This is a genomic window from Novosphingobium sp. UBA1939 (genome assembly GCF_002336885.1).
Classification (GTDB): domain Bacteria; phylum Pseudomonadota; class Alphaproteobacteria; order Sphingomonadales; family Sphingomonadaceae; genus Novosphingobium.
Genome location: NZ_DDFB01000072.1, coordinates 21383 through 33439 on the forward strand (window position 1 = coordinate 21383; position 12057 = coordinate 33439).

Here is a 12057-nt window from a genome sequence, read left to right on the forward strand (position 1 = left end):
TTCGGCTTAACACTTCTGGCTGCGGCCGCGTTCGATCACCGCGCGGCGTCGCGCCTCGACGTCCTCGGCGCTGACCTGGCTGTTGGCGGCAACAGAAACGCGATGTTCCAGCGCGATCGCCTCGCCGAACGGCAGCGCATAGCCATCGTCGATCAGCTTCTTGTAGGCAGTGACCATCGCCGGATCAGCCCCGGCGATGTCGTGCGCCAGCCGCTTCGCCGTGGCGAGCAAGTCCGCCGGCGGGACCACGCGGTTGACCAGACCCCAATCGGCGGCAGTGCGCGCGTCGAGGAAATTGCCCGACAGCGAAAGCTCCTTGGCACGGGCGATGCCGATCAGGCGCGAGAGTTTCTGCGAAAGGCCCCAGCCCGGCATGATGCCCACGCGCGCATGGGTATCGGCAAAGCGCGCGTTTTCGGACGCGATCAGGATGTCGCAGGCAATCGCCAGTTCGAACCCGCCGGTGATGGCGACGCCGTTGATCGCGCCGATCACCGGCTTGCGGCACTGCTCGATCGCCTTGACCGGGTTCTCCTCCGCCGCCTCTGCATTCGCCGCGCCCAGGTTGGACGTGTCCGCGCCCAGTTCCTTGAGGTCCAGCCCGGCGGTGAAGGCGCGCTCCCCTGCTCCGGTCAGAACCACCGCGCGGATGCCGTCGTCGCCGTCCAGTTCCTGCATGGCGCGGGCAAGGCTGGCCCGCATGGCGCGCGACAGCGCGTTCATCGCCTCCGGCCGGTTGAGCGTGACGATGGCAACCGCTCCTTCGCGATCGACGGTAACGGGCATCAGACATCCTCCCGGAGTTGTTTCGTGCCATTATGGCCCCTTGCGTGACGCGCGATCAAGCCCGCGAACGGACCGAAGCCCCTTGCGTTCCGCCCGGAATCCGCTAAGGGCCGCAGCTTCCCGTGACTTACGGGATTCGAAGAAAGCCGGAGGGGCCCCGCAATCCCGCGGATCAGCCAGCGATCGGTTAGAAGATGAAAGGACGCGAAGCATGCCGCTTTACGAGCATGTCTTTCTGGCGCGCCAGGATCTGAGCCAGGCTCAGGTCGATGCGCTTGCCGCCACCGCCACCGAAATCGTCGAGAGCAACAACGGCAAGGTCACCAAGACCGAGACCTGGGGCCTCCGTTCGCTGGCCTACAAGATCCAGAAGAACCGCAAGGCGCACTTCGTGATGCTCAACATCGACGCCCCCGCCGGCGTGGTGGCCGAGCTGGAGCGCCAGACGCAGATCAACGAAGACGTCATCCGCTACATGACGATCCGCGTGGACGAGCACGAAGGCGGCCCGTCGGTGATGATGCGCAAGAACGAACGCGACCGTAGCCGTCGCCGCGAACGCGAAGGGGAATAAGAGATGGCTCGTCCGTTTTTCCGCCGCCGCAAGAGCTGCCCGTTCTCGGGCAAGAACGCGCCGAAGATCGACTACAAGGACGTGCGCCTGCTGCAGGGCTTCATGTCCGAACGTGGCAAGATCGTCCCCAGCCGCATCACCGCGGTTTCGGCCAAGAAGCAGCGCGAGCTGAGCCAGGCGATCAAGCGCGCCCGGCACATCGGCCTGCTGCCCTACATCGTCAAGTAAGGAGCGCTACCCATGCAGATCATCCTGCTCGAGCGCATCGAGAAGCTGGGCACCATCGGCGACGAAGTGACCGTCAAGGACGGCTACGCGCGCAACTATCTGCTGCCCAACAAGAAGGCGCTGCGCGCCAACGAAGCCAACCGCAAGGTCTTCGAAGCCAACCGCGCCCGCATCGAGGCCGATAACGCGGCCCGCCGCGAAGAAGCTGGCAAGGAAGCCGGTTCGGTCGAAGGCAAGGAAGTCGTGCTCATCCGCGCGTCGTCGAACGCCGGCCATCTCTATGGCTCGGTTTCGGTCCGCGACATCGTGGAAGCCCTGGTCGATCAGGGCGCCAAGGTGTCGAAGGCGATGATCGTTCTCGAACGCCCGATCAAGACCATCGGCGTGTTCCCGGTCCGCGTTGCGCTGCACCCGGAAGTTTCGGTTCAGGTCAAGGTGAACGTCGCCCGTTCGCCGGACGAAGCCGAACTCCAGTCGCAGGGCGTCAACGTGATCGACGCGATGTTCGACAACGAAGCCGGCGGCTTCACCGAGGAAGTCGATCCGAACCTCGAACCCGGCGAAATCCCGGCGGAACTGCTGGAAGAACGCGCCGCGGAAGCCTGATCGCTTCGCGACAAGCAAACGGGAAAGGGGCGCCCCACGGGTGCCCCTTTTTTGTTGTGTCAGAACCCCGCCGCCGAAAGCTGGCCGCGCAGGTTGCGCAGGATCGGTTCGGGAACGGGCGGCAGCGCGCGCGCGGGCTGGCCCCGGCGCAGGCGCGCGCGGTCATCTTCCGAAGGTTCCACCCGGCGCACGCGCACCGCCACCTGGCCCTGCGCGCGCACGCCGAGTTGGTCCGCCGCGCCGCGCGACAGGTCGATGATCCGCGCACGGCCGACGAACGGCCCGCGATCGTTGACCCGCACGATGATCCGGCGGCCGCTATCAAGCGCGGTAACTTCCACGTAGCTCGGCAGCGGCAGCGTGGTATGCGCGGCGGTGACCCAGCCGGGAATGAACGCCTCCCCGTTGGCGGTGCGGTTGCCCGATTCATGGCCATACCAACTGGCATAGCCGAGCATATCATAGGTGGGGCTGGCGGCGGGCACGTAAGTCTGCCCACGCACGGTATAGGCCGGACCGATCCGCACCGGCGTATCGCTGACCGGACGGAAACCGCCACCACCGCCGCCCGCGCAGCCGGACAGCGCCAGCAAAAGCGCCATTGCCCCACCGATATTCGCCCGAAACCGCATCATACCTTCTTAACCTGCCGGTCCCGCCCCGGCCATACCGGTCCGCTCCGCAGTGGCGGCATAAGCCGTCTTTGCAGCGTCACCGATTGCGCGCTACATACTGCCGATGGATACACCTGAAACGATCATCACCGAGCTTTCCCGCATTTTCGACGCCGCCGTGGCCCGCCTGCGCGCGGATATCGCCGCTTTCGCCACACAGGGCACCCCGCCCCCGCCGGAACGGCGGCACGATGGCAGCTACTGCTACCCCGAACTGCGCATCCACTTCGATGGGCAGACGCTCGGCGACCATTCGACGCGCTCGTTCGGCCGGCTGATCGAGCGCGGCACCTATGCCTGCACCGTCACGCGCCCGGCCCTGTTCGAGGACTACCTGGCGGAGCAGCTCGCGCTGATCCTGTCCGACTACGAAGTGCGGATCGAAGTCTGCCCGTCCCGGCAGGAAATCCCGTTTCCCTACGTGCTGGACGGCAGCGACGGCGCTCAGATGAACGGGGTGACGCCGCAGGATCTGGCGCAGCACTTCCCCACCACCGAACTGGCCCGCATCGGCGACGAGATCGCCGACGGGCTCGACGTGCCCGAATACGAAGGACTGCTGCCGCTGTCCTTGTTCGATGGCCTGCGCACCGATTTCAGCCTTGCCCGGCTGGCGCATTACACCGGCACGCGGCCCGACGATTTCCAGCGCTACGTGCTGTTCACCAATTACCACCGCTATGTCGATGAATTCGTGGACTGGGCGGCGCAACAGGTGGGCGATGGCCATCACATCGCGCTGTCGGGCGCGGGCGGACTGTACCTTGACGCGCCGGTCGACAACGCCCGTGCGCGCCTGTCCGACACCGCCTGGCGGCGGCACCAGATGCCGGCCTACCACCTGATCGCTCCCGATCGTTCGGGCATCACGCTCGTCAACATCGGCGTAGGCCCGTCCAACGCCAAGACGATCTGCGATCACCTGGCCGTGCTGCGCTCCGAAGCCTGGCTGATGATCGGCCATTGCGGCGGGCTGCGCCCCACCCAGAAGATCGGCGATTACGTGCTCGCCCACGCCTATCTGCGCGATGATCACGTGCTTGATCCCGTGTTGCCGCCGGAAATCCCGATTCCCGCCATCGCCGAGATTCAGCGAGCGCTGGCGCAGGCGGCGGAGATGGTCAGTGGCACCGGCGGCGCGGACCTCAAGAAGCGTATGCGCACGGGCACGATCGTCACGACCGATGATCGCAACTGGGAACTGCGCTACACCCAGTCCGCACGGCGGTTCAGCCTGTCGCGCGCGGTCGGCATCGACATGGAAAGCGCCACGATCGCGGCGCAGGGCTATCGCTTCCGCGTGCCCTATGGAACGCTGTTGTGCGTCTCCGACAAGCCGCTGCACGGCGAGATCAAGATGCCGGGGCAGGCCAACCGGTTCTACGAGGAAGCCATCGCCGCGCACCTGGCCATCGGCACCACCACCTGCGCACTGCTGCGTGCCGAGGGCCCGCGCCTGCACAGCCGCAAACTGCGCGCGTTCAACGAGCCTCCGTTCCGGTAAACCGCTCACCCCGATTGTGACAGTGCCGCCGGATGCGATTCGCGTGGCGGCACCGGCCACAATCGGCGTTCCGATTGAAAAAGGTGGATGGCGCGGCCAGCTTTCGCTGCACCGCCAAAGCTGCACAAGTTACTGATTTTTTATACTATATTCGACAGCACCTCGCCAGCGCAGCGCGGGTTGCAAACATGGCACTTTCACGCCCCCCAAATTTGTACGCGACGTTTACGATTTGGAACCATCCTGAATGTTACGCGAACCGAAGCGGACGAACCTGCGTCCGTATCGCACGGAGCAGTTTGGGTCAGGCTTTGAATATGAAGGTCGGTTGCCAATGGCGCTAAAGCAGATTGAGAAGGATCAGGTCCGCGCCGGCATGTGGATTCATGCAATCAAGGGCGTGTGGTTCTTCCACCCGTTCTGGCGTGGTAAGTTCCTTCTGGAGCATAGCGACGATGTGGACGCGCTGCGCTCTGCGCGGATTTCCGGCGTGATCATCGATACCGACAAGGGGCTCGACATCAAGGTCGACCCTCCCAAGGCCGCGAACCAGCCCGCTCCTCCGCCCGCCGCCGCACCCGCGCCCCAGCCTGCGCCGCCCCGCGCGACCTCGCGCAAAAGCGCCAAGCCACGGCTCGCCCCGATCGCACCGGCAGCGCGCCAGAAGCCCGCCGCGCCCGAAACCTGCTCCATGGCAGCCGAACTCGGCCGCGCGCGCAAGACCGTGAACCTTGCGCGTCGCCTGATGTCCCAGCTTCTGAAGCAGGTTCGCTCGGGCGATACCATCGATGCCGAAAAGCTCGGACCGCTGGTGGACGAAATCGCGGATTCGCTGTCGCGCAACAATTCGACGCTCACGTCGGTGCTGCGACTGAAGCGCAAGGACGAATACACCTACATGCATTCGGTGACCGTCTCGGCGCTGATGATCAACCTTGCCCGCGAACTGGATTTCTCCGAGGAAAAGGTCCGTGAGGCCGGCATGGCCGGCTTGCTGCACGATATCGGCAAGATGGCGATCGATGATTCGATCCTGAACAAGGCCGGACGCCTGACCGACGCCGAGTTCGCCTCGATGCGGGAGCATCCCGAACGCGGGCATTCCGTACTGCGCAAGGACGATACGCTGTCGGCGCTGGTCATGGACGTGGCGCTGCATCATCACGAAAAGGTCGATGGCACCGGGTATCCCCACCGGCTGAGCGGCGACGAGATCACGCTGCTCTCGCGCATGGGCGCGGTGTGCGATGTCTATGACGCCGTCACGTCGGACCGCCCCTACAAGGCTCCTTGGACACCGGCCGAAGCGATCCACGAGATGCTGAGCTGGAACGGCCATTTCGACGAATATGTGCTGGCCGCGTTCGTGCGCTCGGTCGGCGTCTATCCGGTCGGCTCACTGGTGCGCATTCCCGGCGACCGGCTCGCGATCGTGATCGAAACGCACCGCAAGCATCCGGAACGCCCCACGGTGCGCGCTTTCGCCAGCACCACGCCCGGCGTGACAATCGAGCCGGAAGACATCAACCTGGCCGAAACGCAGGACGACATTCTGAGCTTCGAACGGCCGGCCGACTGGGACCTTCACGATTGGGAAGAACGCTGGCCCGAACTTGCCGGCGCTTCGCTCAAGAACGTCAAGGGCGAGAGCCGGAAGCGATAAGGCGGCCCGCTGGCCGCTTCGCATCCGCACCGGTATCCTCGTTGAACGCCAGCGCGCCCACGTTATCCAGGGCGAAGCTGAAGTTTTCGACCACCTTGCGGAACACCGACGAATCAAGGCCGCCACCGGTCACCACATCCCAAGACAGCACGACCGACTTGTCGGTGCCAATGGTCAGGGCGCCGAACCGATAGTCGCGCGCGAAGGCCGCCGCTTCCTGCGGCCCGAAAGGCTTGTCGGGCGTGAAACTGGCGCTGAACTGCAACGACTGGCAATTGTCGTGCATCTTCGCGTCGCAATCATAGAACAGCACGAACGTCTGCCATTTGCCGATGCGCGCGTTGATCAGCGGTTCGCCGGCGTCATCGGCGGTCAGATCGGCGCCATAGCCCAGCGAGCGCAGCGCCGCGACCACGCCATCCGGGCTGGTAGCCGTGACTTGCCGCGCCAGCGCGGCCGGTTCGGTATCGAGATTCATGCTGGCATGGGCGGGCACCGAGGCCGCAAAGGCACTTCCCAAAGCCAGAAACGCGGCAATCCGGCGCGATTTCATGATGGCATCCTCTGATTTTTATATGATTTGAGAGGATGGTGACTGAAACCGCGCCTGACGGCAAGACCTTATCGGGGAACAGGCCCTACCAGCCGCAGCCCTTCCCGCGGTTCTGCTGCTCCAGCCAGCGCGAAAGCGGCGCGAAATAGCGCACCATCGAGGCGCCGCTCATCTCGCGGCTGCCGGTGAAGGCTTCCAGCGCATCGGGCCAGGGCTTGGATGCGCCCATCATGAGCATCGCATTGAGCTTCTGGCCCACCGCCTTGTTGCCATAGAAGCTGCACCGGTGCAGCGGCCCCTTCCAGCCGGCCTGCTTGCACGCCGCCTCGAAGAACTGGAACTGCAACACCCGCGCCAGGAAATAGCGCGTATAGGGCACCACGGCGGGGATGTGATACTTTGCGCCCGGATCGAAGGCATCGGCGCTGCGCGGCGCGGGCGGCACGATGCCCTGATACTTCAGGCGCATGTCGTTCCAGGCCGTTTCATACTGCGCGGGCTTGATCGTGCCGTTGAACACGTTCCAGCGCCAGCGATCGATCAGCAGGCCGAAGGGCAGGAACGCCACCTTGTCCATCGCCTGGCGCAGCAGCAGGCCGGTGTCCTTTTCCGGCCCCGGCACCTTCGCGCGATCGAGCAGGCCGATCTGCACGAGGTATTCGGGCGTGATCGAGAGCGCCACGAAATCGCCGATCGCTTCGTGGAAGCCGTCGTTGGCGCCGTTCAGGTAAAGCGGGTCCTGCCCGTTGTAGGCGCGCTGATAGTAGTTGTGGCCAAGTTCATGGTGGATGACGCCGAAATCGTCACCGTTCACCTTGATGCACATCTTGATGCGCAGATCGTCCTTGTTGTCCACGTCCCAGGCCGAAGCGTGGCACACCACCTCGCGATCACGCGGCTTCACGAACTGCGAACGCTGCCAGAAGGTTTCGGGCAATTGCGCCAGGCCCAGCGAGGAATAGAAGCCCTCGCCCGCCTTCACCATCTTGAGCGGATCGTAGCCCTTCGCTGCCAGCAGATCGGTGACGTCGTAGCCAAGATCCCCCGCCCCGGCGGGAGCGACGATATCATAGATGTTGCCCCATTCCTGCGCCCACATGTTGCCCAGCAGGTCGGCGCGGATCGGGCCGGTCCTGGGCTGCACGGCATCGCCGTACTTCTCGTTGAGCTTGGTGCGGACATAGCAGTGCAGCTGGCGGTAAAGCGGCTGGACCTCGCCCCAGATCTTCTCGGTCAGCGCCGCGAAGGCATCGGGGTCCATATCGTAGTTCGAGCGCCACAGCGCGCCGGTATCGGCAAAGCCAAGTTCGCGCGCGCCAGCGTTGGCGATATCGACCATGCGCACGTAGTCGGCCTTCATCGGCGTGCCGACCGTATCGTGCCAGCTTACCCACATTTCCTTGAGCTTCGCCGGATCGCGCGTGGTGCCCATCGCTTCCTCGATGTCGCTACCATTGACGGGCTCGCCATTCAGCGTGCCGTGGCCCTTGCCGTAGATGCCCTGGACGCGGGCCTGCAGCGCTGCGAATTCCTCGGCCGCGCCGGGGGTGGTGGGCGCCGGCGTGGTGATCTGGGTGCGGATGACCAGCAGCTTGCGCGCGACGTCAGGCGCAAGGCCTGGCACCTTGGCGAGGATCGCCGCCTGTTTGGCCTGATCGACCTGAAGCTTCGTCAGCGCCGCGTTGCCAGCGGACGTAAGCTCGGCGGTATCGTAGGTTATGTTGGTCTGATAGACCCACTCGGTGCGGTTGGTGCGGATGGACTGGTCGAAATAGTCCTTTTCCGCCTGGGACAGCCAGGTCTTCACCGTGGCGGGTGTGGCGGCAGCATCCTGCGCGCAAGCGGGCGCGGCAAGGCCCGTCACGGAAAGACCCGCGACGGCCAGCGCAAGAACGGAAGACAGCGATTTCATGGACGGGGACTCCCTGAGGACATTGCCAGCGCCGCGCGATGCGGGCGCTTGTCATGCCTCCGTGGTTAAGCCTCCGAACGCCGCGGTCAAGCCGGACTGGTAAGAAACGAAACGATCTCCGCCCCCATTTCCGGCACGGTCACGCTGCTCATGTGCGTGCCGGGAATGGTCGCGCGGCGCGCATCGGGCAGCGCGGCGGCCAGCCGGTCGGCCGAGCCGTTGTCGTTGTCCTTGTCGCCGCACAACACCAGCACGGGCATGGTTACGCCGGCAAGATCCTCCGGCGCGGTATCCGCCATCGAGCCCAGCAGCAGCCGCGCGGCGACGCGATCGACGTTCATCGTCTTCATGAACTGCTGCGAGACATAGGCGGGATCGCCGGGCCGGATCGTGCCGAAGCGATCGATCACGTCGATAAAGAAATCGCGCCGGCCCTTCCATCCGGCCAGCCCTTCCAGCCCCATGCCCGCCAGCACCAGCCGGCGCGGGGAAAGCCCGCCCAGCACCGCCCGCGCCGAGGTGCGCGACCCCAGCGAGAACCCGCACAGGTCGAAATCGGTGAGCCCCAGATGCCGCACCAGCGCCATGGCATCGAGCGCGAGCACGTCCGCCGGATAGGAAGCCGGATCGTGGGGCGCGGCACTTTCGCCATGCGCGCGCAGATCGGGCATCAGGCATTCGAACCCGGCGGCAACAAGCTGCCCGGCGGTGCCGAACTTGACCCAGTTGATCGCGGCCGAGGAGAACAGCCCGTGCAGCAACACAACCGGCCTGCCCTTCCCCATCCGGTGCAGCGCGAGTTGCGCGCCACCGTGGCCGGCGAAGAATTCGGTGGTCAGTTCGGTCATTCGGGAACCTCCAGTCCAGCGGCCTTCCAGCGGTCGGCCACGCTCGGCGTCTGGTCGCTGCGATGGCGGGGAAGCGCGCGCGTGTCCAGCCATGCCTCGTGCAGGCTTTCCGTGCCGGCATGCGATACCGGCCGGAGGATCGAAGGATCGTCGAAACTGCCGACGGTCAGGTCCATCATGCCGGCGCCATCGAGGAAGGCAAAGCCCAGCGGCGTGCCGCAAGCCGAACAGAACGGGCGCCGCGCGATCGGGGACGAGACATACCAGTCGGGCTCGCGCTCCCAAACGATGGCATCGCGCGCAACCTGCACGAAGGCCGCCGCCACCCCGCCGGTCGCCTTCTGGCACATGCGGCAATGGCAGAGATAAGCCTCGTGGTTGTCCAGCCGCACGGCATAGCGAATGCGGCCGCACTGGCAGCCGCCGGTCATGGTGGTCAGCATGAGCGAGAGGATAGCGAAGGGGCAACGCTTAAACCAGAGTCATGCCCTACATTTAGCTATGGACTGGGGCGGCCTGCCTCGTGCCTTCCGCATCAAGGGGGGCTGGGAGATCGAGCGGCCTTTCGATGGAAATGACGCCCCGTGCCCAATCGGCAATCACGAACCTCGATTTGCCGTCTGGCTTCGCGAGTACCATCGATACGCCCACGCCCGCCACCGCCTGAGGCGCGTCCATTGCCGCAACGCCACGCGCAAGCGTGAAGAACTTAACATCCGAAAAGCGGCATCCCACCACATCGAACAACGGGCGCTCATCCGTTCCGCCATTGCGCGCAATTGCAATGTAGCCTTCCGCATCGGCGCCCTCCGCCTCAGACAGCAAGGTAAATCCGCTCAGGACGCGCTGATCGTCCTTGAATGGCCGGAAAACCTCGCCGGAGCGCATGTCCACCAGCCTCAACGCCCGGCGCCCTCCGCCTGGTACATCAAGATAATATAACGTGAGCGGCCTGTTTCCCGCATGCACCACCTCACCGATCAACCGCGTGTTGTCGACGGGCTGCGATATGGTGGATGACCCTGGAAGCTCCCTGCGTCGCACTAGGTCGGACGTCATCGGAACCAGCAGCAGCACGAGGCCCACGATCAGCAAAACGGCAATTGCTGCGAAGGCACTCGTTTTGGACGTCCTCAATTTGCGCATCAGCCGCCTTGAGAGCATCCACCGGGGTTTCTCGTCATCCACCAGGAACCAGCCCCTTCTGTTCCATGCGCCACACCGCAAGGTCGATGCGGTCCTGCCCGAAGAAGGGTTCGCCGTCAAAGACCAGCGTCGGCACGCCCCAGTGCCCGGCGGCTTCCAGCGCTTCCTGGTTGGCAGCGAGTTCGGCGTCGAGCCGTTCCGCGTCGCTCACGGCTTCGGCTTCGAGTTCGGCGAAGTCCAGCCCGGCGCGAGCGGCGGCGCCAGCAAGGTGATCGCCTTCGTGCCAGCCCTGCGTACCGCCCCAGATCAGGCGCGAGACTTCATCGGCGAAGGCCAGTGACTTGCCGCGCCGCGATGCCGCCTGCCCCATGCGCGTCAGTCGGAAGATATAGGGCTGCTCGTCCGCGATGCACCGCGTGGCGATGTCCTGCACGATCGGATCGGGGCGCGGCGGAAGGAAGGGAATGCCGTGGAACTGCGCCAGCCGCGCCACATCCACGAACAGATAGCGCAGCCAGCCGGGATGGTTCCGTTCAAAGAAATCGGGCTGCCGGATCGCCAGCGGATAGACCGGGCGCAGATTGATGGCGAGATCGTACTCGTCCGTCAGCGCGCGATAGCGGCGCGTGGCCAGGTAGCTGTACGGGCTGCGGAAAGACCAGAAAACGTCGGCGGAAAGCGTCATGGCGCGGGTGCCCTCTCCCAAGGATCAGAGGCGATCCTAGGGAGAGGGTGGCTGTCGCGCAAATGTTATGACATCGGAAATGCCGAATCCTTCCCGCAATCGGGGAAGGATTGCCGGCTTACCCCTTCTTGAGGTGACGGCGGCCCAGCAGTTCCGCGATCTGCACCGCGTTAAGCGCCGCGCCCTTGCGCAGGTTGTCGGAAACGCACCACAGCGCCAGGCCGTTATCGACCGTGGAATCCTCGCGCACGCGCGACACGAACGTGGCGTAATCGCCCACGCATTCGATCGGCGTCACGTATCCGCCGTCCTCGCGCTTATCGACGAGCATGACGCCCGGCGCCTCGCGCAGGATCGACTGGGCCTGTTCGGCGGAGATTTCTTCCTCGAACTCCAGGTGCACCGCTTCCGAGTGGCCGATGAACACCGGCACGCGAACGCAGGTGGCGACGACCTTGACCTTCGGATCGAGGATCTTCTTGGTTTCGGCGACCATCTTCCATTCTTCCTTGGTCGATCCATCGTCCAGGAACACGTCGATGTGCGGGATCACGTTGAACGCGATCTGCTTGGTGAACTTCTTCGGCTCCACCGGATCGCCGACGAAGATCGCGCGGCTCTGTTCGAACAGCTCGTCCATGCCTTCCTTGCCCGCGCCGGACACGGACTGGTAGGTCGAGACGACCACGCGCTTGATCTTCGCCGCATCATGCAGCGGCTTGAGCGCCACGACCATCTGCGCGGTCGAGCAATTGGGGTTCGCGATGATGTTGCGCCGGGTATAGCCGTCGATCGCATCGGGGTTCACTTCGGGCACGATCAGCGGCACGTCCGGGTCCATGCGGTAGAGCGACGAGTTGTCGATCACCACGCAGCCC

14 protein-coding genes are annotated in these 12057 nt (G+C 64.8%); 5 read left to right on the plus strand and 9 right to left on the minus strand.

The window, feature by feature from the left end; genetic code table 11:
- Positions 1 to 6: 6 nt before the first annotated feature.
- Positions 7 to 786 (minus strand): enoyl-CoA hydratase, encoded by a 780-nt coding sequence (locus B3547_RS10135; RefSeq protein ID WP_292962682.1) that lies wholly within the window; start codon positions 784 to 786, stop codon positions 7 to 9.
- 211 nt (positions 787 to 997) lie between these two features.
- On the opposite strand from B3547_RS10135, the gene rpsF reads away from it, so the two are divergent.
- The 3 genes from rpsF to rplI are packed head-to-tail and all read left to right on the plus strand — an operon-like array spanning position 998 to position 2194.
- The gene (gene rpsF / locus B3547_RS10140) at positions 998 to 1360 is read left to right on the plus strand and encodes a 30S ribosomal protein S6 (protein WP_124808699.1); all 363 of its coding nucleotides are present in this window, start codon (positions 998 to 1000) and stop codon (positions 1358 to 1360) included.
- Between the two features lie 3 nt (positions 1361 to 1363).
- The gene (gene rpsR / locus B3547_RS10145) at positions 1364 to 1588 is read left to right on the plus strand and encodes a 30S ribosomal protein S18 (protein ID WP_011445073.1); all 225 of its coding nucleotides are present in this window, start codon (positions 1364 to 1366) and stop codon (positions 1586 to 1588) included.
- 12 nt (positions 1589 to 1600) lie between these two features.
- The gene (gene rplI, locus B3547_RS10150; RefSeq protein WP_124808700.1) at positions 1601 to 2194 is read left to right on the plus strand and encodes a 50S ribosomal protein L9; all 594 of its coding nucleotides are present in this window, start codon (positions 1601 to 1603) and stop codon (positions 2192 to 2194) included.
- Positions 2195 to 2253: 59 nt separating this feature from the next.
- Here rplI and B3547_RS10155 read toward each other — a convergent pair whose 3' ends face one another.
- Positions 2254 to 2826 carry a septal ring lytic transglycosylase RlpA family protein gene (locus B3547_RS10155; RefSeq protein WP_292962712.1) on the minus strand — a complete coding sequence of 191 codons (573 nt, stop codon included), beginning with the start codon at positions 2824 to 2826 and terminating at the stop codon, positions 2254 to 2256.
- A 106-nt stretch (positions 2827 to 2932) separates the two neighbouring features.
- Here B3547_RS10155 and B3547_RS10160 point away from each other — a divergent pair, with 106 nt between their 5' ends.
- A complete protein-coding gene (locus B3547_RS10160) occupies positions 2933 to 4372 on the plus strand; it encodes an AMP nucleosidase (RefSeq protein WP_292962686.1) in 1440 nt (479 codons plus the stop codon).
- Positions 4373 to 4706: 334 nt separating this feature from the next.
- Positions 4707 to 6035 (plus strand): HD-GYP domain-containing protein, encoded by a 1329-nt coding sequence (locus B3547_RS10165; protein ID WP_292962688.1) that lies wholly within the window; start codon positions 4707 to 4709, stop codon positions 6033 to 6035.
- Here the strand turns inward: B3547_RS10165 and B3547_RS10170 are convergent.
- The 7 genes from B3547_RS10170 to B3547_RS10200 form a co-directional block, all read right to left on the minus strand.
- On the minus strand, positions 6010 to 6588 hold the full coding sequence (locus tag B3547_RS10170; protein ID WP_292962690.1) for a YbjN domain-containing protein: 579 nt from the start codon (positions 6586 to 6588) through the stop codon (positions 6010 to 6012). The genes B3547_RS10165 and B3547_RS10170 overlap by 26 nt on opposite strands.
- 85 nt (positions 6589 to 6673) lie before the next feature.
- Positions 6674 to 8500 carry a M2 family metallopeptidase gene (locus B3547_RS10175; RefSeq protein ID WP_292962693.1) on the minus strand — a complete coding sequence of 609 codons (1827 nt, stop codon included), beginning with the start codon at positions 8498 to 8500 and terminating at the stop codon, positions 6674 to 6676.
- A gap of 86 nt (positions 8501 to 8586) precedes the next feature.
- Complete coding sequence (locus B3547_RS10180) at positions 8587 to 9348, minus strand: alpha/beta fold hydrolase (protein WP_292962696.1); 762 nt, start codon at positions 9346 to 9348, stop codon at positions 8587 to 8589.
- Positions 9345 to 9791, minus strand: a complete 447-nt coding sequence (locus tag B3547_RS10185; protein WP_292962698.1) for a GFA family protein — start codon at positions 9789 to 9791, stop codon at positions 9345 to 9347. Before B3547_RS10185 ends, B3547_RS10180 begins: the two co-directional genes overlap by 4 nt.
- A gap of 52 nt (positions 9792 to 9843) precedes the next feature.
- Positions 9844 to 10536 carry a hypothetical protein gene (locus tag B3547_RS10190; RefSeq protein WP_292962700.1) on the minus strand — a complete coding sequence of 231 codons (693 nt, stop codon included), beginning with the start codon at positions 10534 to 10536 and terminating at the stop codon, positions 9844 to 9846.
- Complete coding sequence (locus B3547_RS10195) at positions 10529 to 11179, minus strand: 2-hydroxychromene-2-carboxylate isomerase (RefSeq protein ID WP_292962702.1); 651 nt, start codon at positions 11177 to 11179, stop codon at positions 10529 to 10531. The genes B3547_RS10190 and B3547_RS10195 overlap by 8 nt, the downstream gene beginning before the upstream one ends.
- 118 nt (positions 11180 to 11297) lie before the next feature.
- The coding region (locus tag B3547_RS10200; RefSeq protein ID WP_292962704.1) for an aspartate-semialdehyde dehydrogenase at positions 11298 to 12057 on the minus strand (760 nt) is incomplete at its 5' end.

What these genes read in the sequence shown, in the direction of transcription:
- B3547_RS10180 (WP_292962696.1), bottom strand. Translation starts at nt 9,348, where the DNA reads ATGACCGAACTGACCACCGAATTCTTCGCCGGCCACGGTGGCGCGCAA.
- B3547_RS10165 (WP_292962688.1), top strand. Translation starts at nt 4,707, where the DNA reads ATGGCGCTAAAGCAGATTGAGAAGGATCAGGTCCGCGCCGGCATGTGG.
- rplI (WP_124808700.1), top strand. Translation starts at nt 1,601, where the DNA reads ATGCAGATCATCCTGCTCGAGCGCATCGAGAAGCTGGGCACCATCGGC.
- B3547_RS10175 (WP_292962693.1), bottom strand. Translation starts at nt 8,500, where the DNA reads ATGAAATCGCTGTCTTCCGTTCTTGCGCTGGCCGTCGCGGGTCTTTCC.
- B3547_RS10170 (WP_292962690.1), bottom strand. Translation starts at nt 6,588, where the DNA reads ATGAAATCGCGCCGGATTGCCGCGTTTCTGGCTTTGGGAAGTGCCTTT.
- B3547_RS10185 (WP_292962698.1), bottom strand. Translation starts at nt 9,791, where the DNA reads ATGCTGACCACCATGACCGGCGGCTGCCAGTGCGGCCGCATTCGCTAT.
- rpsF (WP_124808699.1), top strand. Translation starts at nt 998, where the DNA reads ATGCCGCTTTACGAGCATGTCTTTCTGGCGCGCCAGGATCTGAGCCAG.
- B3547_RS10135 (WP_292962682.1), bottom strand. Translation starts at nt 786, where the DNA reads ATGCCCGTTACCGTCGATCGCGAAGGAGCGGTTGCCATCGTCACGCTC.
- B3547_RS10155 (WP_292962712.1), bottom strand. Translation starts at nt 2,826, where the DNA reads ATGCGGTTTCGGGCGAATATCGGTGGGGCAATGGCGCTTTTGCTGGCG.
- B3547_RS10160 (WP_292962686.1), top strand. Translation starts at nt 2,933, where the DNA reads ATGGATACACCTGAAACGATCATCACCGAGCTTTCCCGCATTTTCGAC.
- B3547_RS10195 (WP_292962702.1), bottom strand. Translation starts at nt 11,179, where the DNA reads ATGACGCTTTCCGCCGACGTTTTCTGGTCTTTCCGCAGCCCGTACAGC.
- rpsR (WP_011445073.1), top strand. Translation starts at nt 1,364, where the DNA reads ATGGCTCGTCCGTTTTTCCGCCGCCGCAAGAGCTGCCCGTTCTCGGGC.